Genomic DNA, 24,235 nt, shown 5'->3' with positions numbered 1-24,235 from the left:
TTTGAAAGCGTTTTATAAGTAAAGCTGATTAAAGGTCGAATCAGGTGTTAATTAATTGTTATTGACCTAGCTTTTGGCAAAATTAAATTGCTTGAAATATGTTTTATGACTATTAAAAAAAAGAAGCAGCGTTTTGCTTCTTTTTTAAAACTCATCTACGATTTTTTCAACGTCTTCAAAATAACCATCATCTACTTCTGTAAGCTTGTTGCTTTTCGCCGCTTCGAGTAAATGAGTGAACCAAGTTAGTTCTACTTTCAAATGCATAATCGTGCGCATAATGATCGACAGATTTGCAATGGAATGATCCACCTTTTTAACTTGGTACAAATTTTGCATTTTTTCTAAATAAGCTGCCGTTTCCTCAATCTTTTTTTCTAAAGCAGAAGCCACTTTTTCTTGATCGACGTAAGAAGTAAATGAAAGCGCAGCATAAACTGGTCTATGCATATGCTCTTTTTTTAATAGCTGTTCAAAATAAAGGCGCTCAAATTCTTCTCTTCCTGCATCCGTAATAGAATAAACGGTCTTTTCAGGTCTGTTCGTCTCTCGAATCACATCGACTACTTTCACCAGCTGATTTTTTTCAAGCGTATCAAAAGCATAATATAAAGAGCCGCTTGCCAGTTTAATATAGTGCTTCATTTGTCTTTCATTAATGGTTTGCTGAATTTCATAAGGGTGCTTGTTTCCTTCCATTAATAAACCCAATATGACTAATTTAACACTCATAACACCTTTCACCTCTTGACATGCATCTTATTTAGTAGAAAAAGCACGAACATCTTCGTGCTTTTTCTATTTTTGAGCTGCAGGTTCCTTAGCTTCTACCCGCTTTTTAGGGGGAACTTCTACTCGTTCATTTCCCATTAAAAAGACAGTAATGATAGCTACTGCAATTGGAATAAGAGCAAGCATAAATGCATACGTGATCGATGTAGACATAGCATCAACAATCTTATCTAATATTTGAGGCGGAATGCTGTTTCTTGCACTTGATTGAAAAACTGCACTCGGATCTCCTATTTGAGAAAATGCTCCTTGTGATCCATTTCCCATACCTTGAAAATTGCGCTGCAGCTCATTTGTAAATGTATTGCTTTGAATCGTTCCAAAAATCGTAACTCCCAGCGTCATTCCTAAAGAACGTGCAAATGAGTTCGTTGAGTTGGCAGAACCTCTAAACTGTGGATCCAGCTTATGCGTTGACGAAGTTGGTAAAAGAGAAAAGCTAAATCCTACGCCAAACCCAGTCAAAATCATGAATACCGTTAGCATCCAACGAGGTGTATCAGGTTCCATTGTTCCTAATAAAAACATTCCTACTGCAAATGAAAAAACGGACATAATCATTAAGTTTCGAAAGCTTGTTTTTGTGAGAAAAATCCCGCCGATAGCACTTCCTGCTACCGAGCCTAACATCATAGGAGTTAAAATTAAACCTGCATTTGTAGCAGAACCTCCATAAACAGCTTGAACGAAAATAGGAATAAATACCGTTAAAATAATAAACGTTGCTCCGTATAAGAAAGCGAGAATTTGTGATGTTGCAAATAAACGGCGCTTGAACATCCAAAATGAAATAATCGGCTCTTGCGCGCGTTTTTCCACAAAAAAGAAGAGTGATAGCGCCACAGCAAAGATAGCAAAAAGAGATAAAATTTGCGGAGAAGACCAATCGTACTCTTTCCCTCCAAGTTCAAGAGCAAACATTAAACTAACTACTGAAATTACAAGAGTGGCTGCACCAGCCCAGTCAATTTTTTGTTTTTTATGACTTTTTGATTCTTTATAAAAGCGCACAATAAAAAATAACGATAAAAGTCCAATCGGCACGTTCACATAAAACACCCAGTGCCAGCTGATGTATTCCGTAATGTATGCACCAAGAAGCGGACCAAATACGCTTGCTGAGCCAAAAACGGCACCTAATAATCCCGTCATTTTCCCGCGTTTTTCAGGAGGGAAAATATCAAATACAATAGTAAAAGCAATCGGAAGAAGCGCTCCTCCTCCAATTCCTTGAATCGCCCGGTAAATACTTAGCTGCACAATGCTTTGCGCTAGGCCACACAATGCAGATCCAAGTAAAAATACCGTCAATCCAAAAATAAAAAACCGTTTACGGCCGTACATATCAGACAGTTTACCAAATATCGGCATACCTGCCATCACGGCAACCATATAGGCGGACGTAACCCAAACAAACTTATCTAACCCACCTAGATCAGAAATGATTTTCCCCATAGCCGTCGCTACGATGGTATTATCCATGGCTGACATAAAAATACCGAGCAGCAATCCTGCTACGATAAAACGAATATTTTTTTCTGATGAAACCATTTCAGTTCCTCCTTTCACGTCATCTTTTTGATGAACAGAAATGATAGCTACTTAAATTATTATATTCAAATTTGAGTATTTTACAATCTTAAATGTGCTTTTTTTAGAAATAAACATAAGAAAAGCGTAATGAACTCATTACGCTTTTACTGTGAGCTGAGGCTCTAATTCAATCTCAACATTTCCTTGAATGGCTCTTGAAATCATACAGGATGTTTCTGCTTTTTTTATAAGTCGACTGATTTTTTCTTCTTGAGCCGTAAGTTCAGGTGTGATGATAACGTGAGGTTTGTGAATAATTTTTTCATATGTGAATACACCATTCGTTACGTCCACAATAGCTTCTGATTCCATCGTTAAAGCCTCCTGACGGATTCCGCTTCTTTCGAACATCGCTGCAAGCGTGATGATGTAGCACGTGGCTGCTGCCCCTAGCAGCATTTCATCTGGATTTGTTCCCACTCCTGGCCCGTCCATTTCTGGTGGAATGGAAATTTTTGTTTTTAATTGTCCTGATTCAATTGTACCTACTTCATTTCGGCCTCCTGGCCAATTTGCTTGCAAATGAAAGTGATGTTTTGCCATAGTTTATCCTTCTTCCTTCTATATAATGATGTGTACCTAGCGTACCCTTTTTATGTATAAAATAAAAATGTTCTGCTTGTCACAGCAAAAAGACTGCTAAACGGTGCAGTCTTTGTTTTTTCTTAACTTAAAGGTACTTTCTTTTCGCTTTCAACGAAAGCTTTGATTAATGAAGGCAGCCAGTCCTGCAGGTTTGTAAATGAATATCCCCAAAAGCTAGCCTTTTCATTACTCATCGTCCAAGAATGATCTACTCCGTAAGGAGAACTATTTTCATCTGTTAAACGAGAGGTTGTTTTTGCTGTTTTATTCGCTGCTTGTTCAATATATGAAAATAAATTTTTGAGTGAAATAGTACCATTTGAACAAGCGTTAATCGGCCCTTTTAGCTTCTGCTCTGCACACCAGACTAAAAATTCACCGGCTTCTTCCTGTGAAATAAAGTTCATTTCTGCTTCAATAGCCGGTACACCAATTTCTTCTTCATGCATAATTTTTTCTACGTGAAAACGTAAGCGATCCGTATAATCATCTTTTCCCATTACAATTGGAAAACGGACAGCCGTTACCGAAAACGGTGCTTTTTGAAAAAATACCGCTTCAGCTTGGCGTTTTCCTTCTTGGTAGGAAATATTTTCACGGCGTGTATATGAAATAGGATACTTGTATGGATCAAAATCTTCTTCATAACACGTTTTTTCTAAAGAACCGTATACTGAAAGAGTCGAGGTGAGTACATAATGACTCGTACTATGACGAAAAGCTTCAACAGCCACAGCTGCGCCGTGTGAAGAATAGCATATTTGATCGAAGATAACATCCCATTTTCTTCCTCGTGTTGTTTCGATTACAGAATCTTTTTCTACACGATCAAGAAAAATCCGTTCAACTCGGTCGCCGAAATCATCTGGGGTTTTACCTCGCGTTGCTAACGTAACCTTAACTCCTTTAGAGAGCAATGTCTGGACTAAATTTTTTCCGAAAAAACGAGTTCCACCTAACACAAGTGCTGTTTTCATCTTTTTCTCCACCTTTCGTATTTGATATGGATAACCATACCATTATTATCCAACTTTTTTGTTCATAAAGCTATGAATCTTTCCGCTTATTTTTTTATATTCCCACCTATTTTTTTGCCACTGTCGTGTTAAGATGTACATATCTAACAAAAAGGAGCGACAGTGATGAATCCTTCTCCACTTCCCCTTAACGAACGCCTTGTTGTTCTTGATATTATTCGGGGTATTGCTTTGCTAGGCATTTTCTTAGTAAATATCCCTGCTTTTGCTTATCCGATATTTATTTTTCAAATGTACGATATTCCTTATGAATATAAAGGAATCGATGCTTATATTGATTTATTCCTGCTGCTGTTTGTTCAAGGAAAGTTTTTTACGATTTTTTCTTTTTTATTTGGACTTGGATGCGGAATCTTTTTGCGTAGAGCTGAAGAAAAGCATTACTTTGCCGCTGCTTTATGGTCAAGAAGAATGGCTTCTTTGCTATTAATCGGGCTTTTTCATCTTGTCTTTTTCTGGTATGGAGACATTTTGCATGTGTATGCTATTGGCGGTTTTTTATTGTTGTTTTTTTATAATCAAAAAACCAAGACGATTTTGCTGTCGGCAATAGGCCTGCTATGCTTTTTTTATCTTTTGGCTTGCATGCAGTTTTTTATTCCAGCCCACGTCTTGCAGGAGGCTCAGTTGGAGTATAAGATTTTACATGAACATGCCTTAGTCCAATATTTATCTACCTACAGGCAAGCAGACTATTTATCTTGGCTGTTTTATCGTTTGAATGTTGAAGTGGTACCTATGCTATTAAATCTACCGTTTTCTATCTTTCCCGTATTTTCTATGTTTTTATTTGGCTTATATACTGCTAAAAAAGAATTAGTACATAGTATCGAACAAAATCGTTCTTTTTTTAAGAAAATTCAGTTAATAACAGGTGCGGCAGGTTTTACTTTAACTATCATTCTCGCTATCTTAAAACTAGAAATTTTAAAATATGGACTCTATCAGCAGGCGGCCATTCACCTTTTTACAAGTTTAAGCGGCATTTTTCTATGTTTTTTTTATCTTACCACCTTACTGTTATTCCTGCAATTTTCTCCTTACGCTTCGATGCTGGGTCTTTTTAAGTATAGTGGAACAATGGCATTAACAACTTACCTTAGCCAAACTTTAATTTGCCTGTGGATGGTTAGAGCCTTTGGTTTATACGGAACTCTTACCTTAACAGAAAGCACGATTATTTGTCTTATTATATATACACTCCAGCTTTTTTTTAATAAGTGGTGGCTTTATTATTTCTATTACGGTCCGTGTGAATGGTTATGGCGGAGCTTTACATACCGATCTTTCCCGCCTCTCAGACGGAATAGAAAAGCTTCAGCTTAACAGCAAATCGGCCTTCAAATTTGAAAGCCGATTTGTCTCCTTTACTGCAAAGGAGGTATGGTTATTCGTTTAATTCCATTTGTCTCAAACTCTCGTATATACTCCATTTCTCGATGAAAAATTTGCATAAAAACTTCATTTTTTATTTCTTTAATGGGTCCTATTTGTTCTATCACATCTCGTTTAGCCATGCGATAGGCTAGCGCTTCCCAAAACACTTCGTTATCGTATTCTCCAATAATATCTTGAAGAGAATCTTCATGTTCTTCTGTAAACCATAACCTCACTGTTTAGCGTGTGAAAAGGTCCTTTTTCAAGGAAAGGCTCTGCATGAGAAAACATTTGTTTTTCTACATCCGTATATTCTTGTGCATGCTCATCTTTACTCCAGAACATGCTGTGACCATCCAGTTACCTAAATAAATCAAATCAAGCAGTTGAAAAAAGTGCGTTTCAGATAGTTGAAGTTCAATTTCGTTTTTTACAGGGGCTTTTGACATAAGCGTGGATCTCTCCTTTAATTTTGAGGGTAGTTGCTACTAAATAAAATAGCTAAAAGGGTTAGTATGCAGGCTAGCAGGAAAACTGAAGAAATGACTTCACCTCTTTTCTGTAGTGTAAAAATAGAGGTACTGACATCCAAAGAAGTGAATACGAAGGATGTAAACTTATCATAATCGAAATAAAGACAAGATACAAGACTTTTTTACTAAATTTTCTGACTATTTTCGTCATAAATACCTATTTTTGTTTTGTTTATACTAGAAAGGCCCGAAAATTGCGTGCGGAGCTGCTCAAAATAAAAAAGCGCTGAACCAGGCGCTTTAACGGTGTAAAAAAATAGATAAACCAATAAAAAAAGCAGCTAAAATAAAATCAAAAATCCATTGCCACTTCTCACGTTTTAACAATACGTGCTCTACCCCTGATAACAGCGAACTTATACTAACCAAAACAAAAATAAAGCTTAATTGGTTAAACGAAAATTTAGTGACAAAATTTGATACAAGTATGACTGCTACGGTGATGAACAGTGCCATTTGACTTATAAGTACCCATTTAATTCTCTGTTTATATCCGTCTTTTAAAGCTTGTAATAAATCGTTGCTGATCACTCTCGCTAAACCCCTTTTTATTCCTATCGTTAAAAGTAAGAACGCAGCAAAAACGTTTCTCTGCATCTTAACTACTTAGCAAAAATAGCTATTAAATTGAAACATAAATATCAACTTGACTGTACTCAGGATCAATACAGCGTTCATCATATAATTCAAAATCTATTTTATAGGCACGATGATTTTTTTTAGCCCACTCCCGAATATAAGCCCAAGCCTCTACGACTACCTGTCTAGCTGGCCCAACAGCTGTTGTAAACACCATGTATTCACCTTCTGGAATGATGAACTCTCTCATATCATCTTTCAGTTCGCCGCCGGGTAAAACTTCATATCCGAGAGCAAATGTAAAATCCATTTTTTGATCATATTCAAATTCTGTATAAAGAGCAAATGTATTACCATTTACTTTATTGGCAATTTTATTAGCTAACTGTTGTTTATAAAAAGTCTGCCAGTGCTCGGGAATAAGACCTGTGCCCGTTTCTTCCACAGGTTCATCTGTTCGAATAGGCACTCCTACAACAGTAAATTCATTTACCTTGACTACTTTTTGACTTACAACTAAGTCAGTCAACATATTGAGCCCCCTTAATTCTTCTTTTTCTGTAGTTACAATGAGGGAAATACTTCTTAATATGCATTTTATTTGTATTCAAAGAAAACGTCAACCTTTTATACAAATCCCTTAACGAAGGGGCTGAAGATCATTCTTCTAAACTATAAAAAAACGATTCTATTTTCTTTGTCCACATCATACGTATAAGATACCCCTAATTTACAATAGAGTGAGGTAAAAAAATGAAGATCATTGAACTTGCCGAATTCATTAAAACAAGTAAAAAAACAACTAAACTTGCTCTTTCCTCTTCTACAGTACAGTATACATTAGAAACAGATGATTTGAAAATTGAATTAAAAACAGGCGGCACGAATAAGCGAATCGTGTTTTTTCGCATCTTCTTAAAAGGAACATACGAGGATTGGATTTGTTATCACCGGAACGAACATCATATTTACGAATTGTATCAAAATATTTCTTTATCCCCTCAACTGCAAAGGCAGCTTTTGTACGCTATTGCATCATAAAAAGAGCTGGCTTAGTTAGCCAGCTCTTTTTATTTATGCTGTAGCTTTGTAAATGAATGTTTGTGCGGCTTTACATGTAATTTTCCCTTTGTCCATTGAATTCCTCTATATAAATAGTACGAGCACCAAAAAACTGCTGGAACGATGAGTACGTAGGCAACGACACTATTCGTAAAGAAAGAAGAATCTATAGAACGAAGCAATCGATAGGTCTCATTTAATATACATATATGCACTACATAAATGCCAACTGAATTTTTCCCAACCTTTGAAAAAAATGAGTTTTTGCCAAGACTTGGACTGCTCAATACGAATAAAAACAATGATGCCGATAAAAAAATCGTAGAAATAAAGTAGTCTCCGGGCTTGCTATGCTGGATATTAACCAACCAGTAACGCTCGACGATCTCTAACGCTGAAAACACAAAAAAGCTGGCTAAATAAATCGTTGGCCTTGCGTTTAATACTGACAGAATTTGCTTACCATAAAGGGCAAACATAGCTCCTAATACTGTATAGAACAAACCAAAGAACAGGGCATCTCTCGTTTGAAAAGAAAGTTGAAAAAATAAAGAATAAGACTGCCCAAATAACCCAGTTACATATAATACGGTGCTGATAAACATTAATAAGCCAATCTTTTTCCATCGTTGAAATAAGAAAACGATGACAACAGCCCAAATTAATGCAATCAAGTACCAAAGCTGAAATCCGCTTGTGTCACTTCCATAATAAAAAATATCTTTGAATGTGATGGATGATGTTAAATAATCAGCTACTGCACCTTTTCGTTCTACTAATGTTCCGTGGTTTTGAAATAAGCGCAGAACTACACCAAACAATAAATAAAAGATGAACCAACATGCATAAAGCTTTGAAATATTCCACGTGTATTTTTTTAAGTATGCAGAAGGCTTTGGATGCTTTTGGATTTTATTCATAAACAAATAACCTGATACAATAAAGAAAAAAGGAACCGCGAATCGTGCAAATGTGTCAACAATGACATCTAGCACATTTTCCTGGTTCCCTAAAAAGAAATCGTCATGTGATGGATTAACATGAATACAAACCACAAACACTGTAGCAAAAAACTTAATAAAATCAATTGAATAATTACGTTCCATCTTGTTGTCAGCTCCTTAAAATAAACTCGAGCTCTATTTTAGCATAATTATCCAAACAGGAAAGAGATTTTGGTAAAATTAACCTTATAGTCATGGAAAAAATTTCTTAACTTCCAATATTCTAGTCTTGTTTACTTGTATGATGTCTTTCAATATTCCAAATGAATGATTCTAAAGAACTACAAAATAAAAAAAACAGATTACGCGTAACGCGTAACCTGTTTTTTAAATTAACATTTTCCATGCAAACTTATTATCTTGTTTAATATCGACTTCTTTTTCATGCAAAGCCTGCACATGCTGTTTAATCTGTTTCAGAAACAGCATTACTTCCCCGCTTGACACGGCAGCTGAGTTGAGAGATAACGAATGTTTTTTGGCAATTTTTAATTCCTCGGTTTCCACTGAGATACTCACGTGGCGAAATAAGTGCCAAGGGTAGTAAACTGTTTTAAAAGATTTTGAGAAATAAATTCCTTTAGAACAAACAGTAATCCCCTCGGTTTTTTGAAGAGGATATGTATTTAAATGAGCTACAATTTTTTCTTTAGCAGGTAAGTAGAGCCTGTTTCGCATCTCTTTTTCAACTTCTTCACATAGCTGTCCTTCTACCGACAACACATCTTTTGGATCAGGGGTTTGATGAATTTGAAAAGACGAACAAATAGAAGTTAATTCTTTTGAGGATACACACGGATATATATAGTCTTGACACATATATTCATGGGAATGAGTGCGAATAAATTTCTTGATTTTTTTTAATAGAGATACTAGCTTTCTAGCAGAGTAATCGTTTTGATTGACTTGAAATTTCTCCACGTCATTAAAACAAATCATTTCTTCTTTTCGAATGGTAATGGATTGAATGTTAGCGAACTCTTCCCATAACATTTTTCCTTTTTTCATCCCTCTGCTTTTCCAGTAAATCCCCTTATCTGTAAAGCAAATTCCCCTTTTATCTAGGCCTGCTATAAAAGAGCTGTGTAAATACGCGATAATTTTTTCTTGAGGCTGAAACTGAAAGTATTTGCTAGCCATTTTTTTGTAGAAACTAGGTATTTGCAGTACATAAAATTGACTTTCTCTATAGATTAAGCATAAGTCAGTCAAATAATTAGTTTTCAGCGTCGCCACGCTCTCACTTCCTTTTTGAGTGTAAATAACCGTACCCATTTTTTTCTATTACTTTATAAACGTTTTTTAATGAAAAAAGTTTCAACTTTTTTTGTTTTTTATAAAAAAGCTTTAAATTGAATCATTTCTTTCATCTAGGGGGTTGCCTAATTACTCACTTATTCAATAATCTTATTTTAAACGTTCCCTACTTAATTAAGAAACTAAACCAGATAATAGCAATGCTTACCTGCTTTATCCAAATCATCCCTTGTGAACAAAAACAAACCGCAGCGTTAAAACGCGATGCGGTTTGTTTTTTTAAGCTAAATAAGCTTCTTTTATTTTTTCATTATGAATTAATTCCGATCCTTTCCCTTGCAGAATAATTTCTCCCGTTTGAATCACATAGCCTCGGTGCGCGATTTGCAGCGCTTGATAAGCGTTTTGTTCAACGAGTAAAATCGTCATGCCGTTTTTATTTAACTCCATAATGATTTCGAATATTTGTTCTACAATGATAGGAGCAAGCCCCATAGAAGGTTCATCTAGCATAAGCATAGTAGGGTTCATCATAAGCGTTCGCCCAATGGCTAGTACATGGAACAAAAAGCATGTCACCCTACGAAAACATGCTTTGCACCTATTTAACCTAAAAAAGAGGCTGGGACATAACGAAATGAATCCAATCTAAAGGCTAACACATGAGATACGTGAGCTGACCTGCTTGTGACACCGCCATTGATTTCTGCGCAAGACTTCGCTTTGCGCGGGCAGTCGCTGATCCTCCTCGTCGCTTGCGCTCCTGTGGGGTCTCGTCTGTTCCGCTTTTCCTACAGGAGTCTTCGCCTTTCTTTCCAATCAGCTGCTAGAAGGAACGAAACAGATGTATGTTTAACATAACAAAGAAAACGAACCGTTAATCAAACATGTTGACTAACAGTTCGTTTTTCACTTTGGCTAACATACTTTTGTCCAAGCCTCTTTTATGTGACCCTTTGTTTTCTACTTCTCCCCGACTTTAACTATTATTTCGTAATGCCTGTGATCCCTCTTCCCCTGTTCGGATCTTAATCGCATTTTTTAATTCATAGATAAATATTTTCCCATCTCCAGGCTGACCTGTATTTAGTACTTTTCTTGCTTTATCAACAACGTCAGATACCGGAACTTCGCACACCACAATTTCTACTTTAATTCGTGCGTGCATGTTGTCTTGTTTTTTAACGCCTCTATAAAGCTCTGTAATACCTTTTTGCAACCCGCACCCCAGTGCATCCGTAACTGTAATACCGCTAACGCCGATTTTCGCCAGTTCTTGCTTAAGCTCTTCAAACTTTGAAGGGCGTGTAATAATTTCAATTTTCGTTAAAACATCACTCACTGTGCCCACCCCTTTTACATATTCGATTCGTGATACGCTCTTTCACCGTGCAGCGTAATATCAAGCCCAAGTGTTTCTTCTTCTTGTGTCGCACGCAGAGATACGATTAATCCAACCACTTTAACGATAATGAAGGTAGCAATACCGACAAATAGGTATGTTGCTACGATAGCAACCAGCTGTTTCCAAAGTAGACTTGGATCTCCGTAGAATAAACCATTCGCACCGGCGTCATTTACAGAAGTTGTGGCAAATAAACCTGTTGCAATACCTCCCCATGTTCCCCCAATACCGTGAAGACCAAATGCATCTAACGCATCGTCGTAACCGATTTTCTTTTTAAGTGAGAAGATACCCCAGAAACAAACTGCACCGCCGATAAAACCAATTACAATAGAGGCAAACGGTGTAACGAATCCACAAGCTGGTGTAATAGCTACAAGTCCAGCAATCGCTCCCGAAACGGCTCCAAGCAGCGTAGGTTTTTTATTGATAATCCACTCTACTACAAGCCAGCCGATAATTCCTGTTGCTGCCGCTGTATTCGTGTTAATAAAAGCCGTCATTGCAACGCTGTTAATAGTTAAAGAACTTCCAACGTTAAAACCAAACCACCCGAACCAAATCAGCATTCCGCCTAAAAGAGTTAACGGTAAATTGTGAGGTGCTGCGGCATCGGCATTTTTTCGTTTTCCAACAACAAGAGCTAGAATTAATCCTGCTACACCTGACGAAATGTGAACGACGTTTCCTCCGGCAAAGTCAATAGCTCCTAGTTCACGAAGCCATCCGCCAACTCCCCAAACCCAGTGTGCAACTGGTGCATATACAAATAATGACCATAGGATAGCAAATAAGATAAATGCTGAAAACTTCATGCGCTCTGCAAAAGCCCCAGAGATAATAGCTACTGTTAGTACAGCAAATGTCAGCTGAAACATCATAAACATATTATGCGGGATCGTAGCACTGTAGTCCCCGTTTGGAGTGAACCCGACTCCTTTTAATCCCACCCAGTCCAAGTTACCAATAAAAGCATTGCCACCGGTCGAAAAAGCTAACGAATAGCCTGCTACTATCCAAAGAACGGATATAACAGCTAAGGAACCTACGCTATACATCGCGGTACTTAACATGTTTTTACTTCGAACCATGCCCCCGTAAAACAATGCAATAGCTGGTGTCATAATCCAAACCAATAATGCTGAAAAAAACATAAATACTGAATCGCCCATTTGCATGATGATTTCCCCCTTAAGTACGAATAAATAACCCCTAAATTTAATGTTAGATTATATAACATCTTTTGTTATGTTTACTATCATATTTGATTTATATGTATTTAGCAACTACTTTTTGCAAATTTATTCAGAAAACTTTTGTTTTTTATACTGTTTTCTTTTTCTTATGTATTCTTCCACGTACACATAAGCTGAACTATTTTTTATTTGTGTTAGAGTTTCTGACATAAAAAAATCCTCTTCTTGAAGTAGAAGAGGATTTTTCTTTACAAATACATATATACACCAGGCCCCAGAGGAATACCGAATACAGCAAAAATAATCAACATAACAATCCAAATCCCTAAAAAAGCTAGAGTATAAGGAAGCATAAGTGAAATAATTGTGCCAAGTCCTGCCTTAGGCTCGTATTCTTTCATAAAGGCTAAAATAACAATCATATATGGATTTAAAGGAGTGATTACATTCGTGGAAGAATCCGCTATTCGGTATGCCGCTTGAATAAATCCAGGGTTGTAGCCTAACAGCATGAACAATGGAATAAAAATAGGTGCTTCTAGTGCCCATTGAGCGGAGCCGCTAAAAATAAGAAGGCTTAGAACAACAGTTAAAAATACAAAACCAACCACAACTGGAAGTCCAGTTAGATTTAGTGCTTTTAATGCATCCGCTCCTTCTACTGCAATCCACGTTCCAATATTAGTCCAATTAAAGTAAGCGATAAATTGAGCAGCTGCAAAAATAAGGACAATATAGCTAGCCATATCTTTCATCGACTCAGTCATATAAGCAGGTACATCTCTAGAACTTTTGATTTTTCCTACTGTTATTCCGTAAACAGAGCCAACTACCACAAAAAACAGCAGCGTGATCGGAATGATACCATCTAAAAAAGGAGATGGAACAATTCCACCGTCTTCATTTCGTAGAGGAGAGTTGGGCCAAAATAAGAAAACAGCTAGTACAGCGACATAAATACATGTAGCAACGATACTGTTTTTTAACCCTTTTGCTTCTACCTCACTAATTTCACCAAAATCATTGCGTTTTTTTCCTTTATAATTGCCCAGCCTAGGTTCTACAATCTTTTCGGTGACGATCGCCCCTATAACGGTCAAAACAAATACAGAAGCCGCCATGAAATACCAGTTTGCTGCAGGACTGACAGCAGCGCTTGGGTCAATTGTTTTAGCAGCTTCAGTAGAAATGCCTGATAACAATCCGTCGGTTCCGGATATAATAAGATTCGCTGTAAAGCCTGATCCCACCCCAGCAAATCCTGCTGCTAATCCAGCAAGCGGGTGCCTTCCTACTGTATAAAAAATCATTGCGGCAAGCGGAGGCACGATGACAAAAGCAGCATCTGCGGCTAAGTTGGCCATAATTCCTGTAAAAATGATGGCGTATGTAATAAGAGCTTTTGGAGCATTTAAAATCGTTTTCTTTATGGCCACTTCAAGCAGACCTACTTTTTCTGCAAGTCCGACCCCAAGCATCATAGCAAGTACAAGTCCTAGGGGCTTAAATTCAGTGAAATTGGTCAGCATCGATGTTAAGATATACTGAATGCCTTCGTGCGACAACAAACTTTTAATTGGAAGAGTCTTATTAGTACCGGGATGGACCACCGTTACTCCCATACTACTAATAGCAACAGATGCTACTACGATAATAAGCGCTAAGCATACAAACAAAATAAAGGGATCAGGTAGTTTGTTTCCGAATGCTTCTACTCTTCCTAATAGTTTATCTAGAAAGGTTGTTGGATGTGATTTTTGCTCTGTTTGCAAATTAGGTTGTGCCATACTTTCGCTCCTTTTTCGTTTAGATTCTTTTTAGATTTTTCCTTTTAATTACCAAAAAGACTATTAGTACATAATAATCTGAATATTTATATTATTCAAGTATTATTTTTGAGGAATCTTTATTTATCTATTAAAACTAATAGCATTTAGATAAATAGAAAGGCAGAAGATATCTTTTTAATCGACAATCAAAAATAACAAAAAGCTCTCCGTTTGAAGAGAGCTTTTTGTTATTTCGCTATACTAGACGGAGCGGACTCTTTTCCTGACTCATTAACAGCTGTTACATAGTAACGAGCTTGAGATGCGTCGGAGTCAGCAAAGCTTTTTCGCTCAAATTCCGAAACGCTGCCAATATGGACAAATGTTCCGCCTGGATTCTTTTTATAAATGCGATAGCCGATAATATTACCTTCTCGTACCGCGTACCACGTAAGCAAATCACCGCTCATCTTTACATGTGTAGGAGGTTGTGGTGCATTTGCTTCACGCTCCAATTCTTTTGCTTGGTCAGCTTTTAGTTCTGTATAGACAACTAACCTCTCTTGATGGGTTCCTTCCGCACGGTCAAACGTGCCTGTGCAGGTAATTAAATTTAAATTACGTTTGTTGCTGTACCCAAAAATTTCGTTTAGAGGTGCCTTATCTCGCGGATAGTTTTTTATACGTTTAACAACAAAAGTAAGCGTGGTCCCCTGTGCATCTCTGACGGTAATTTCATCGTCTTTTTTTAAGTTTTTTAGGTTGTAAAAGACGGCAGGTCCGGTTTTACTGTCTACGTGTCCTGCTAATACAGCATTTCCTTTTACGCCAGGTTTAGCTCCTGGTTCAAACCAAGCAACTCCATTTTCTGTAGATGGAGCTGCCATTTCACCGCTGTCTAATACTCCTACTTGTTCAATTGAAGCCTCCACATGAACAGCAGGAATGGACACTTTTTCAGGGATGATTCCTTTAAATTCTTTGTTTAACTGTTTGGCTTCTGTTTTATGCTTTTTTAGTACAGCAAATTCTTCTTCAAGCGTTACCCGGCTTTTTAGATCCTTTGATTGTGCTTCTTTTTCTTTGTGTTTAGCTGCAGCCTGTTGCTTTGTTTCTTTTGCTTCTACCATTTGTTCTTTAAAATATAGTCCCCCGCTAACAAGGAGGACTAAACTTAATATACAGTAGGCGAGAACAATCGCTTTTTTCACATCGTCACCTCATTTCACAGCTGTTTATAAAAAAGAAGAGAGAACAACCTCTCTTCTTTTTTTCAGGACTCTTGACTTGTAAATCATAAGGAAAAGGAGAAAAATATTATTTGCTTACTGGTTTCTTGCGTAAAATCACTCCAGCTGTTAACACAGCTAACGAACCTAGTGCAATATAGATCGCTGTTAGTGGGTTCATCGTTGATTCAGATGCCCCGCCCATACCTGTTTTCGGCATATCTGTTGGCATAGCTGTTTCAGCAAACTTATCGGGGTTTTGTTTTACGATTGCTTCACCTAAAGCTTGGCCAACACCAAACATTAATTTATACCCTTCGCGATACGTATCATAACTTCCAGCGTAGTCACCGGATGCATATTGTTCAAATGTTTTAATAACCGTATCCTCGTGTGCTTTTATAGCTGCCTGTGCGTCTGCAGTTGGAAGGTTTCCATCTGTTGCTGTTCCTAAGAATGTACCAAATTCTTGCGCGAATTTATGGAGCTTATCTTTTGCAGCTTTTTCTCCTGCTTCATCGCCTTTTACTTGTGCACTTACTAATTCAGCTTGGGCATTGATGTGATCTCCTTGCCAAATTTTTTCGAATTGTGCAGCTCCTTCATCCCCATATACTGAGCCGATTGCAGCTTTAAAATCTGCTGTGTTGGCATTTTCTAACCAGCTAACATAGTCGTAATCTTTTGAACCGTTAAACCCTTTTTCCATTCCCATTGTTGCTAGAGCAAAATGTTCTGCTGCTAAGCTGTTTAATGAAGAACGTAAATCTGCTGCTGGTGTATCTACTTTTGTATTGTCGAATTTATCGGGCATTTGCGTTACGATTGCATTTGATAACGCTTTACTAATTGCAAACATTTGCTGATATCCTTCGCGGTATGTCTTCGCGGCTGCCTCATAGTCACCTTCTACATAATCTTCAAACGTTTCTTTTACTTGATCTTCGTGCACACGAAGCGCTTCTTTTGCAGCATCTTCAGGTAGTTTACCTTCCGTAGCAGTGCTTAGAAACTTAGCAAATTCATTCACGAATTGATCTACTTCTTTATCTACTTCCGCCATGGCTTCTTTGTCGTTTTCTTTTGTTGCTTTTACAAAATCATCTGTGTAATTGTTGTGTTCTCTGAAAATTCGTTCAAATTCAGCCGCTCCTTTATCACCATAGATAGAAGCAATGGCTGGCTCCATGTCGACGGCGTTTTGATCCAATGCCTTGAACGCAGCGTCAGCATCTTTAGAACCGTCATAGGCTGTTGTCATAGCGGCAACGGCAAGCGTAAAGTGTTCAGATAATAGGTAGTCTAAGTTCGCTCGTAGATCTGAAGCTTTTGTTACTGCCGTTGGTTTTGCTTCCTCCGCATTTGCAATAGTCGGCATCAATAGTGAAGCTCCTAGTACAGGGATCATTAATTTTTTACTTAATTTCATCATTTTCCACTCTCCTCATTTTTAGTTGATGTACGCCACTTTTTTCATTCTTACTACATCTTAAACCATTAAATGGATTGAAGATTTTGAATATTCTATATATTAAACTTTCATGTTCCCTCGCATTTAATGATCCTTTTTAGGAAGTATTCTCTTTCTATTTACTAAACGATCGCTGAGTGATGTTGGATCACTCTTTTTAAAAATTTTTTTAATGTCATCTTCGTGAAGAATGCCTTCCCTTTCTACTTATCTAACGAACGCCTTCTTCAGCTAGATCACTTTTTTTGAAAAAAGTTTTTAAGCGCCTTTTCTTAAGAATTCCTTCCTTTTCTACTTACCTAACGAGCACCTTCTTCATTTGGATCACTTTTTGAATAAATATTTTAAATTTAACAGAAAAAGAAATTGAGACAGAACAAGATATATTCAATTTAAAGACGAACAAATGGGATAAATGAGTTAGTATGAATCACTTTTAACACCGCTGTTGATTTCCGTTCAAGACTTCGCTTTCTGCAGGCAGCCGCTGAGCCTTTTCGTCGCTTACGCTCCTGCGCCTCCTCCCTTCTGCTTTTCTCTCCAATCAACAGCTAGAAGCCACTATATACATGAAACCTGCGCAATAAAAAATCCGAACGAGTTGGATTCTCCATCAAGAATCTCAATTCATCGTTCGGATCTTCTTTCAACTAAACTACTTTTGTCTGAGCCTCTTTTTATCTTTACTTATTTAAAAAATTCCACATCACGTCGTTGACTTCTTGTGGCTTTTCATGCTGAGGAGCATGAGATGCTTCAGCTAATCGGTGAACAGATATGTTTGGTACATATTCTTCAATACCATCTAAGTTTTCAGGCATAAAAGTAGGATCTTGATTTCCCCAAATAATTTGTACCGGGATGTGTAACACTTCTTCTTCTAACGGAAACAAAGATTTTCTTTGAAGGTCTTCTTCTGTGAAAATCTTTAAGTTGCGGTAATAACTTAGCATGGACAGCACAGATCCATTTTCCCAAGAGTTCATGTATGCTTGAACATCATCAGCTGTTAGATATCCTTTTTTTACACCTGGGTCGATCACAAGCTTACGCAAACCTGAGAAATTATCTCGTTCCATATAGTCCTGTGCTTCTTGTTTTTGAAACCATTTCATATATTCACTTGCTTTTTGCTGATTTTTATTTGTTCTAAGCTCACGCATAAATGTATAAGGGTGCGGACCGTTAAAAGCAATTAATTTTTGTACATATTCAGGGTAGCGATAAGCAAATGTCCAGCCGATTCCTGCTCCCCAGTCGTGTACAACTAGCGTGCAGGAGCTATATCCTAAACCTTCAATCACTTGGCGGATATCTTCTACTAGCACATCAATTTCGTATGATTCCAGTCCGCTTGGCTTTTCAGATAGATTATATCCTCTTAAATCCAAAGCAACTGTGTGAAAATCATTAGAAAATTCATCTATCTGGTGTCGCCAAATATGCGAAAAGTCAGGAAACCCATGAAGAAATAGCATAAGATCTCCTTGTCCCTTGCTTATGTAGTGCAGTTTAACGCCATTTACGTTTATATACTGTTCACTCATTTTTCATTTCCTCCTTTTATGTAGCTGTAGAGCAGTATAACGTTGTAAAAAATGAACGTCAATTCATTTGCTTCGTTCACTTCTTTTTATTTCCTTTTATGAATATAGTTAATTATTTAGAGTGCACCTTTTTAAAGGAGTGGTTAACGATGGCTCATATGTATTCCAAGGGCTGGTTTGTTCAGCAGTTAAAAGCGGCCAATATCTCTAAAATTGATGGAAGAAAGCTAGAAAGTTATAAAACCTACATTCTTCGTAATTTATATGCTGAGCTTATAGAACAAGGTAAAATCAACGGCTAAAAGAGGTTGAGACATCACGGAATGAATCCCATCTAAAGATGAACAAATGGGATATATGAGCTGAACTGCTTGAGACACCGCAGTTGATTTCCGTGCAAGGCTTCGCTTTCCGCGGGCGGCCGTTGAGCCTCCTCGTCGCTTTCGCTGCGGGGTCTCACCTGTTCCGCTTTTCCCGCAGGAGTCTTCGTCTTGCCCTCCAATCAACTGCTAGAAAGATTTACACACATGAAATCTACGTTTGTCCCAACAAAAAAACGAACCACTGATCAAAAGTCTTGATCAATGGTTCGTTTTACATTTCGTCTAAAATATTTTTGTCCCAGCCTCTTTTTTTTAAAGCGATTGCTCAATAAAAGATAATACGCGCTTTACATATTCTTTTTTGTATACATGATAATTTTGCACGTGTTCTGCTTTATCAGTTTTCCAGAAGTGAAAAGCATCCGGGTGCGTTTTAGCCATTTTTTCACTTTCAGTGTAAGGAATTTTTGTATCTCCTGTGCTGTGTATAAATAAAATTGGTCGAGGGTAAATATGCTCGACTGCTTTTATAGGACTAGCTTCAGCAGGATTTGCATCTGCAATAACAGGAAGAATAGCAATTGTTAGCGGTGTAAACGGAAAGTTTGGTAAATGAGACCATACAGATAGATTTTCTTTTAAATAAGAGGTTAAATCACTAAAAGGACTATCGGCTACCACCGCTTTTACGTCGTCCTCTTGAGAAGCTGCTAATAAAGAAGTAGCTGCTCCCATTGAAATGCCGTAGAGCACAATTGGCTCTTTTGTTGTTTCTTTCATTTTCTGAATAACGCCTAATAAATCGAGCTGTTCTTTTACACCAATCGTCGTTTGATCTCCTTCTGAGTCTCCTGAATCTCTAAAGTCAAACATGACTACTCGATATCCCGCTTTTACAAATTCCTTACTCAGCGGCAGAAAGCCAGCTCCTTGTGCTTCACGGTTATTTCCGTATCCATGTGACATAATAATGGTCGCTTTTGGCTGTTCCGTTGGTTCAATCATCCATCCTTTTAAATGGGTTATTCCGTCTTTGCTCAAAAATACTTGATTGCTATAGTGCATGCCGTAATCACCAGGATTTTTCACAGCAGGATTTTTATCTAGTTTTGTCAGGCTTATGCCTACATAAAGAGAAATTGCCGTACAAAGTACAAAACAAAGAATAACAAAGGATATCAGGCTGATCCATATTGTTTTTTTCTTTTTTCCTGTATTTGGCTGTCGATTTAGAACTGGAGTCAAGCTCGTTCCTCCTTTTTATCTAAGATCATCTTTCCTATTTCTATTGCTGCTTCCCTTTCTCCATTTTAAAGCTAGCACGTCTATTTTATGAATAAAATTCGTTTTATTTTCCACATATTTTTCTGGTTCAAAGCGATAGCGATGCGCTAGTTCTATTTTCAACGTTTCGTATTCTTTTGCTGTATCAGGGTGAGTTCGCAGATAATCTCGAAACCATATATGCCGATTAATTTCTGGATGACCTTTTTCATAAATATGAACATGGTGCGTTCTTTGATTTCCGCCTTTTTGGAAGTATCGTCTTCCTTTTATGCCGTTTTCACCTTTCGCTTCGTAACCAAACTGTTCCATCCTCTGATTATATGTATCTACTTTCTTTATATCTTTCACTTCAATAAGTAAATCAATAATCGGTTTTGCGCTTAGGCCGGGAACAGCAGTGCTTCCGATATGATGAACCTCTAAAACTTGAGCTGACATTATAGTTGTTAAGGTGGCAGCTTCTTTTGAAAATTCCTTTTCCCACGCGATATTATAGGGTGTCAGCTGAATTTCTCTTACGGACTTCATCTTCAATTCCTCCTCTTGCAACGAAAAAACTGCTTATTATAGAATAGCCTATAATAAGCAGTTTTTCATCATTTAACATGTTATTAAGTTTTATCTAGCAAACGCCTGCTTCGCTAAATTAATAATCGTCATATCATCCATTGGAGGGTTGTGAAGCCCAGCACGTACGTCTCTATAATAGCGCTGCAGCGGATTACTGCGCTGCAAGCTTCTCGCCCCCACTATGCGCATTGCTTTGTCGACAACCGTACAGGCACTATTGGTCACTACGTGTTTGACAGCTGCTAACTCTCCCGCTAATGCTGATCGGTCGCCGGTTTCATCCCATTTACTTGCCACGCTGTACATAAAGTGACGCGCCTGCATAAGTTCAAGTTCCATCTCTCCTACTAAACGCTGCACATTTGGCAGCTCGCTAATCGTTCCTTCAATACTATTAGGCGAATATTCTGCAGCAAATGCGACAGCATAATCTCTTGCTGCGATGGCTGTACCCATGTAGCAAGCTGGTATATGAAGCAGCCAACCGCTTGGCTCATTCTTTTTAAAACCACTGAGGCGTTCAACAAGAAAGTCGTGTTTAATATCGACGTTTTCTAGCACAAGATCATGACTTCCTGTCCCGCGCATTGCAATCATATCCCATGTTTCTTCTATTGAAAGTCCGCTTGTTTCACGAGGAATTAAAAACAAGCCGATCTCTTCTTCACCTTCAATGCTTGCTTTTACCAAAAAGTAATTTAACACTGGAGACATCGTAGTGAATGTTTTTCGGCCATTGATTCGCCAGCCTTCTTTTGTTTTTACGGCTGTCGTTTCCGGTTTTCCTCCTCGAGTAGGACTTCCCGTCTTCGGTTCAGTAGCAGCGGTGTTAATAAGTGCACCTTTTTCTATTTCTTTAAAAATAAAATCGAGAATTTGCTGATTCCAAGGCTTTTTTTCACGCAAGTCCATTGTAATCCCCATATGCCATCCAATACTAAGAGCCGTAGAAGCATCTCCTTGAGCAATTAATTCTTGAAATAATAAAAAATCATAAAGGCGTAATTCATCTCCGCCATATTTGCTTTCGAGAGAAAGACGTGTATAGCCCGCTTCTTTTAACTCTTGAATATTTTCAAAGGGAAACGTACCTTCTTCATCTATTTTAAAAGCTCGTTTCTTAAATTTTTCGACTAGAGGCTGCAATTTTTCATACGTAGACTCTTGATTTTTATTTACAAATGAAACACTCATTTGCTTCATCTCCTTTTTATATGACAGAGTGTCCCTATCGGATTAATATATAGTTCTTATCATAGCATACCTCGCCTTTTCTGTGCATGTTTGGTGTGTTTATCTTTCTTGTTGAATCTATTCTTTTTCCAATTTAATGGTCTGTTTTACCTACGCATTCCATACATTTAATGGAATAAAAAGAAAGGAATGGTGTGAATGAATCAATGTCCAAAATGCGGGGCCAGTGCAAGCACAGACCAATTATTTTGCAATAACTGCGGCTTTTCTTTCACCGTGTCCCCAGCTGCAGCTAAGCATAAAAAGAGCTGGTATATTGGCGGGGGTATTGCGCTTATCCTTCTTTTAACTTTTGTATTTTATTTCTTTTTCGCTGGCTCAGAAGAAAAGACGGCTGACCGCTTTATTGAGGCATTAGAATCGAAAGATACAGCTGTGTTAAGAGAGTTATTAGACTCTTCGCAGTCTACTATAGTTATTAATGACACATCTATTCAAGCTCTGTTAGACGCAACTTCCGATGGTTCTATTTTACGAGACGTTGAAACTGATTTAAAAAATAAATCGAGTATCTACTTTACAATAAAAGAACAGAAACATTCACTACTCTTCAAAAAACAGTACGTGGTTGTGCCGTCATCATATTATATCTCCCTCACCACGCCAGAGGATACAACAGTTACAGTCAATGATACAAAACAATCGATATCCAAGAATCAAACGCAAAAAATAGGGCCTTTTATGATTGGGAATTACCCGCTTACGGCTTCTTATGAAAGCTCTTATGGAAAACTTACAGACCAAACCACTGTAAATTTTCACCGGCAAAAAGAAGAAAATATATCTGTGGTATTTAAAGGGGCTTACGTTACAATCTCATCGAATAGAGATGACGCTATTTTATTCGTAAATGGAAAAAGCACGGGACTGCAGGTGAATAGCTCATCACAAATAGGGCCTGTTGCCACGGATGGAAGCGTCACTGTTCATGCAGAAGTGCAAAAAGACGGCACAACGTTCAAAAGCAGTCCCTACACTATTCAAAGTGAAGAAAGTATTATGTTAAATATACAAACGCCGCCCGTCGAAAAGGAAAAAACCGTCATAAAAGAACGAGAAGTGATCGTGCCTGGGCCGCGCTCTTATGCTACTTCAAGCTCTTATATTCTTGCTGGTTCGGATTCTTACAAATTAAGCTATAGTGATATTAGCAGTTTGAGCTCGAGTGAACTAAGGCTAGCTCGAAATGAAATCTATGCGCGACATGGGTATGTATTTAAATCGAAAGATCTTCAAGCCTATTTTTATGAAAAGTCATGGTATACGCCTGATTCATCATTTAGAGATTCCTACTTATCAAGCGTTGAAAAATACAACGTTGATTTTATTAAATCATATGAGTAAGGTGCACTCCCCTTTTGCACAGGGGAGTTTTTTAATTGAATCGAGTGCTTACTCCAACGTTTTTTTACATACCATAATCCCTATACACGTTAATAAATTTCTTATAGCCTTCTTTATTCTTTTCACTGTAAAATATAAAGTAGATGTACATAAACTTAATACACACATAAGGAGAGATGGAGAATGAATGGAATTGGACGACTTCCACAAAAGCTTAATGGCCATTTGATTTTAGAAAATATTCAAGAAACCATGATCATTGCAGATAAAGACTATCGTGTGCAGTGGATGAATGCAAGAGCAATTGAAACACTCCAGCCAGTACTCCCAATCTACCAGTTATCTCATATCGAAGAGTTAATTGGAAAGCATATGGACTTCTTTCATTCCAATTCTGAAGAAGCGGAAAAATTACTCACCTCTCTTCATACAACCTACCGAACGCGTATAACGATTGGCAGTCAATACGTAGCAGAAGCTGTGATTCACCCTATTGATACAAAAGACGGCGAGCGTTATGGCTACTTGCTTATGCTATTAGACTTTACAGATCAAGCCGAAGCAGAGCTTGAAAAAGAACGGTTAATTGAGGATTTGTCCACACCTTTATTAAAAATATGGGACGAGGTTTTAGCTGTGCCCATTACCGGTAAGATGGATATAGAACGTGGTAAGAAGCTAACTGAAACGGTATTGGAGGCAGTTGTAAAAGAACAGGCGCGCTATTTGCTTATTGATTTATCTTCCCTTCATTCGTTAGATGAAGAACACGGTTATTATATTAACACGCTTCACGATGCTTTGCGTTTGATTGGTACCACTTGCCTTATTGTTGGTCTTTCTTCAAAAATGGCTCTTTCGCTTGTAGATTTTCAGTTTAATTGGCGAACATTTTCCACTGTCCAACAAAGCATCTCTTACATTTTAGAAAAAAAGAATTATCGTATTGCACCCATTTCATAAGCCCATCATATCATTAAGTAATCCTCTCTCAATCGCTTTTTCCTTCAATCGGAAAAGG

General features: G+C 37.6%; 26 protein-coding genes and 1 pseudogene. 5 read left to right on the top strand and 22 right to left on the bottom strand.

Annotated features, from left to right (window positions below; all coding sequences use genetic code 11):
• Positions 1–144 precede the first annotated feature (144 nt).
• The 4 genes from ACFX4G_RS11285 to ACFX4G_RS11270 all read right to left on the bottom strand — a co-directional run bounded on the left by ACFX4G_RS11285 (position 145) and on the right by ACFX4G_RS11270 (position 3,947).
• Positions 145–732 carry a PadR family transcriptional regulator gene (locus ACFX4G_RS11285; RefSeq protein WP_013057595.1) on the bottom strand — a complete coding sequence of 196 codons (588 nt, stop codon included), beginning with the start codon at positions 730–732 and terminating at the stop codon, positions 145–147.
• A gap of 66 nt (positions 733–798) precedes the next feature.
• Positions 799–2,343, bottom strand: coding sequence for an MDR family MFS transporter (locus ACFX4G_RS11280; protein WP_043981557.1), 1,545 nt, complete (start codon positions 2,341–2,343; stop codon positions 799–801).
• A gap of 138 nt (positions 2,344–2,481) precedes the next feature.
• Entirely contained in the window at positions 2,482–2,928 is a 447-nt protein-coding gene (locus ACFX4G_RS11275) for an OsmC family protein (protein WP_377574642.1), read from the bottom strand.
• 122 nt (positions 2,929–3,050) lie between these two features.
• Positions 3,051–3,947: an NAD-dependent epimerase/dehydratase family protein gene (locus tag ACFX4G_RS11270; RefSeq protein WP_025751263.1), complete on the bottom strand. Its 897-nt coding sequence runs from the start codon at positions 3,945–3,947 to the stop codon at positions 3,051–3,053.
• Positions 3,948–4,112: 165 nt separating this feature from the next.
• Between ACFX4G_RS11270 and ACFX4G_RS11265 the strand changes: the two genes are divergently transcribed.
• Entirely contained in the window at positions 4,113–5,333 is a 1,221-nt protein-coding gene (locus ACFX4G_RS11265; RefSeq protein WP_377574638.1) for a DUF418 domain-containing protein, read from the top strand.
• A gap of 41 nt (positions 5,334–5,374) precedes the next feature.
• On the opposite strand, the gene ACFX4G_RS11260 is transcribed toward ACFX4G_RS11265, so the two are convergent.
• The 4 genes from ACFX4G_RS11260 to ACFX4G_RS11245 all read right to left on the bottom strand — a co-directional run bounded on the left by ACFX4G_RS11260 (position 5,375) and on the right by ACFX4G_RS11245 (position 7,028).
• Entirely contained in the window at positions 5,375–5,620 is a 246-nt protein-coding gene (locus tag ACFX4G_RS11260) for a hypothetical protein (RefSeq protein WP_377574635.1), read from the bottom strand.
• A gap of 63 nt (positions 5,621–5,683) precedes the next feature.
• A complete protein-coding gene (locus tag ACFX4G_RS11255) occupies positions 5,684–5,833 on the bottom strand; it encodes a hypothetical protein (RefSeq protein WP_377574632.1) in 150 nt (49 codons plus the stop codon).
• A gap of 324 nt (positions 5,834–6,157) precedes the next feature.
• Positions 6,158–6,448: a hypothetical protein gene (locus ACFX4G_RS11250; RefSeq protein WP_013057601.1), complete on the bottom strand. Its 291-nt coding sequence runs from the start codon at positions 6,446–6,448 to the stop codon at positions 6,158–6,160.
• 91 nt (positions 6,449–6,539) lie between these two features.
• Entirely contained in the window at positions 6,540–7,028 is a 489-nt protein-coding gene (locus tag ACFX4G_RS11245) for a GyrI-like domain-containing protein (RefSeq protein ID WP_013083710.1), read from the bottom strand.
• Positions 7,029–7,249: 221 nt separating this feature from the next.
• Here ACFX4G_RS11245 and ACFX4G_RS11240 point away from each other — a divergent pair, with 221 nt between their 5' ends.
• Positions 7,250–7,537: a hypothetical protein gene (locus tag ACFX4G_RS11240; protein ID WP_097825163.1), complete on the top strand. Its 288-nt coding sequence runs from the start codon at positions 7,250–7,252 to the stop codon at positions 7,535–7,537.
• 29 nt (positions 7,538–7,566) lie between these two features.
• Here ACFX4G_RS11240 and ACFX4G_RS11235 read toward each other — a convergent pair whose 3' ends face one another.
• From ACFX4G_RS11235 to ACFX4G_RS11190, 10 genes and pseudogenes are all read right to left on the bottom strand, one after another.
• Positions 7,567–8,664, bottom strand: a complete 1,098-nt coding sequence (locus ACFX4G_RS11235) for an acyltransferase (RefSeq protein ID WP_097825164.1) — start codon at positions 8,662–8,664, stop codon at positions 7,567–7,569.
• Positions 8,665–8,889: 225 nt separating this feature from the next.
• On the bottom strand, positions 8,890–9,798 hold the full coding sequence (locus tag ACFX4G_RS11230; protein WP_097825165.1) for a hypothetical protein: 909 nt from the start codon (positions 9,796–9,798) through the stop codon (positions 8,890–8,892).
• A 300-nt stretch (positions 9,799–10,098) separates the two neighbouring features.
• Positions 10,099–10,377 (bottom strand): annotated as a pseudogene (locus ACFX4G_RS11225) (ATP-binding cassette domain-containing protein); the annotation flags it as partial.
• Positions 10,378–10,798: 421 nt separating this feature from the next.
• Positions 10,799–11,161 carry a P-II family nitrogen regulator gene (locus ACFX4G_RS11220; RefSeq protein ID WP_013057611.1) on the bottom strand — a complete coding sequence of 121 codons (363 nt, stop codon included), beginning with the start codon at positions 11,159–11,161 and terminating at the stop codon, positions 10,799–10,801.
• A gap of 14 nt (positions 11,162–11,175) precedes the next feature.
• Positions 11,176–12,402, bottom strand: a complete 1,227-nt coding sequence (locus ACFX4G_RS11215; protein WP_013057612.1) for an ammonium transporter — start codon at positions 12,400–12,402, stop codon at positions 11,176–11,178.
• Positions 12,403–12,668: 266 nt separating this feature from the next.
• Complete coding sequence (locus ACFX4G_RS11210) at positions 12,669–14,207, bottom strand: AbgT family transporter (protein WP_377574628.1); 1,539 nt, start codon at positions 14,205–14,207, stop codon at positions 12,669–12,671.
• 230 nt (positions 14,208–14,437) lie between these two features.
• Positions 14,438–15,400, bottom strand: a complete 963-nt coding sequence (locus ACFX4G_RS11205; protein WP_377574625.1) for a class F sortase — start codon at positions 15,398–15,400, stop codon at positions 14,438–14,440.
• Positions 15,401–15,506: 106 nt separating this feature from the next.
• Entirely contained in the window at positions 15,507–16,850 is a 1,344-nt protein-coding gene (locus ACFX4G_RS11200; RefSeq protein WP_014459522.1) for a hypothetical protein, read from the bottom strand.
• 431 nt (positions 16,851–17,281) lie between these two features.
• A complete protein-coding gene (locus ACFX4G_RS11195) occupies positions 17,282–17,437 on the bottom strand; it encodes a hypothetical protein (protein ID WP_176521349.1) in 156 nt (51 codons plus the stop codon).
• A gap of 135 nt (positions 17,438–17,572) precedes the next feature.
• Complete coding sequence (locus tag ACFX4G_RS11190; RefSeq protein WP_097825167.1) at positions 17,573–18,436, bottom strand: alpha/beta fold hydrolase; 864 nt, start codon at positions 18,434–18,436, stop codon at positions 17,573–17,575.
• A gap of 149 nt (positions 18,437–18,585) precedes the next feature.
• On the opposite strand from ACFX4G_RS11190, the gene ACFX4G_RS11185 reads away from it, so the two are divergent.
• The gene (locus tag ACFX4G_RS11185; RefSeq protein WP_097825168.1) at positions 18,586–18,738 is read left to right on the top strand and encodes a YflJ family protein; all 153 of its coding nucleotides are present in this window, start codon (positions 18,586–18,588) and stop codon (positions 18,736–18,738) included.
• Here ACFX4G_RS11185 and ACFX4G_RS11180 read toward each other — a convergent pair.
• From ACFX4G_RS11180 to ACFX4G_RS11165, 4 genes are all read right to left on the bottom strand, one after another.
• Positions 18,697–18,942: a hypothetical protein gene (locus ACFX4G_RS11180; RefSeq protein WP_097825169.1), complete on the bottom strand. Its 246-nt coding sequence runs from the start codon at positions 18,940–18,942 to the stop codon at positions 18,697–18,699. The two genes, ACFX4G_RS11185 and ACFX4G_RS11180, sit on opposite strands and share 42 nt — an antisense overlap.
• A 129-nt stretch (positions 18,943–19,071) precedes the next feature.
• Positions 19,072–20,004 (bottom strand): alpha/beta hydrolase, encoded by a 933-nt coding sequence (locus ACFX4G_RS11175; protein WP_043981547.1) that lies wholly within the window; start codon positions 20,002–20,004, stop codon positions 19,072–19,074.
• A 15-nt stretch (positions 20,005–20,019) separates the two neighbouring features.
• Positions 20,020–20,574, bottom strand: a complete 555-nt coding sequence (locus ACFX4G_RS11170; protein ID WP_377574620.1) for a GrpB family protein — start codon at positions 20,572–20,574, stop codon at positions 20,020–20,022.
• A 90-nt stretch (positions 20,575–20,664) separates the two neighbouring features.
• Positions 20,665–21,810, bottom strand: a complete 1,146-nt coding sequence (locus tag ACFX4G_RS11165; RefSeq protein ID WP_097825171.1) for an acyl-CoA dehydrogenase family protein — start codon at positions 21,808–21,810, stop codon at positions 20,665–20,667.
• Positions 21,811–22,008: 198 nt separating this feature from the next.
• On the opposite strand from ACFX4G_RS11165, the gene ACFX4G_RS11160 reads away from it, so the two are divergent.
• Both ACFX4G_RS11160 and ACFX4G_RS11155 read left to right on the top strand, forming a co-directional pair.
• Positions 22,009–23,214, top strand: a complete 1,206-nt coding sequence (locus ACFX4G_RS11160) for a TcaA 3rd/4th domain-containing protein (RefSeq protein ID WP_230183495.1) — start codon at positions 22,009–22,011, stop codon at positions 23,212–23,214.
• Positions 23,215–23,397: 183 nt separating this feature from the next.
• Positions 23,398–24,177, top strand: coding sequence for an STAS domain-containing protein (locus ACFX4G_RS11155; protein ID WP_097825173.1), 780 nt, complete (start codon positions 23,398–23,400; stop codon positions 24,175–24,177).
• Positions 24,178–24,235: the final 58 nt, after the last annotated feature.

It is taken from the genome of Priestia sp. YIM B13486 (assembly GCF_042787865.1).
In the GTDB taxonomy this organism is placed as follows: domain Bacteria; phylum Bacillota; class Bacilli; order Bacillales; family Bacillaceae_H; genus Priestia; species Priestia megaterium.
The sequence above is the reverse complement of the archived record's forward strand: the minus strand, read 5'-3'. Positions and strand labels throughout refer to the sequence as shown.

What these genes read in the sequence shown, in the direction of transcription:
- ACFX4G_RS11285 (WP_013057595.1), bottom strand. Translation starts at nt 732, where the DNA reads ATGAGTGTTAAATTAGTCATATTGGGTTTATTAATGGAAGGAAACAAG.
- ACFX4G_RS11280 (WP_043981557.1), bottom strand. Translation starts at nt 2,343, where the DNA reads ATGGTTTCATCAGAAAAAAATATTCGTTTTATCGTAGCAGGATTGCTG.
- ACFX4G_RS11275 (WP_377574642.1), bottom strand. Translation starts at nt 2,928, where the DNA reads ATGGCAAAACATCACTTTCATTTGCAAGCAAATTGGCCAGGAGGCCGA.
- ACFX4G_RS11270 (WP_025751263.1), bottom strand. Translation starts at nt 3,947, where the DNA reads ATGAAAACAGCACTTGTGTTAGGTGGAACTCGTTTTTTCGGAAAAAAT.
- ACFX4G_RS11265 (WP_377574638.1), top strand. Translation starts at nt 4,113, where the DNA reads ATGAATCCTTCTCCACTTCCCCTTAACGAACGCCTTGTTGTTCTTGAT.
- ACFX4G_RS11255 (WP_377574632.1), bottom strand. Translation starts at nt 5,833, where the DNA reads ATGTCAAAAGCCCCTGTAAAAAACGAAATTGAACTTCAACTATCTGAA.
- ACFX4G_RS11245 (WP_013083710.1), bottom strand. Translation starts at nt 7,028, where the DNA reads ATGTTGACTGACTTAGTTGTAAGTCAAAAAGTAGTCAAGGTAAATGAA.
- ACFX4G_RS11240 (WP_097825163.1), top strand. Translation starts at nt 7,250, where the DNA reads ATGAAGATCATTGAACTTGCCGAATTCATTAAAACAAGTAAAAAAACA.
- ACFX4G_RS11235 (WP_097825164.1), bottom strand. Translation starts at nt 8,664, where the DNA reads ATGGAACGTAATTATTCAATTGATTTTATTAAGTTTTTTGCTACAGTG.
- ACFX4G_RS11215 (WP_013057612.1), bottom strand. Translation starts at nt 12,402, where the DNA reads ATGCAAATGGGCGATTCAGTATTTATGTTTTTTTCAGCATTATTGGTT.
- ACFX4G_RS11210 (WP_377574628.1), bottom strand. Translation starts at nt 14,207, where the DNA reads ATGGCACAACCTAATTTGCAAACAGAGCAAAAATCACATCCAACAACC.
- ACFX4G_RS11200 (WP_014459522.1), bottom strand. Translation starts at nt 16,850, where the DNA reads ATGATGAAATTAAGTAAAAAATTAATGATCCCTGTACTAGGAGCTTCA.
- ACFX4G_RS11190 (WP_097825167.1), bottom strand. Translation starts at nt 18,436, where the DNA reads ATGAGTGAACAGTATATAAACGTAAATGGCGTTAAACTGCACTACATA.
- ACFX4G_RS11185 (WP_097825168.1), top strand. Translation starts at nt 18,586, where the DNA reads ATGGCTCATATGTATTCCAAGGGCTGGTTTGTTCAGCAGTTAAAAGCG.
- ACFX4G_RS11170 (WP_377574620.1), bottom strand. Translation starts at nt 20,574, where the DNA reads ATGAAGTCCGTAAGAGAAATTCAGCTGACACCCTATAATATCGCGTGG.
- ACFX4G_RS11165 (WP_097825171.1), bottom strand. Translation starts at nt 21,810, where the DNA reads ATGAGTGTTTCATTTGTAAATAAAAATCAAGAGTCTACGTATGAAAAA.
- ACFX4G_RS11160 (WP_230183495.1), top strand. Translation starts at nt 22,009, where the DNA reads ATGAATCAATGTCCAAAATGCGGGGCCAGTGCAAGCACAGACCAATTA.
- ACFX4G_RS11155 (WP_097825173.1), top strand. Translation starts at nt 23,398, where the DNA reads ATGAATGGAATTGGACGACTTCCACAAAAGCTTAATGGCCATTTGATT.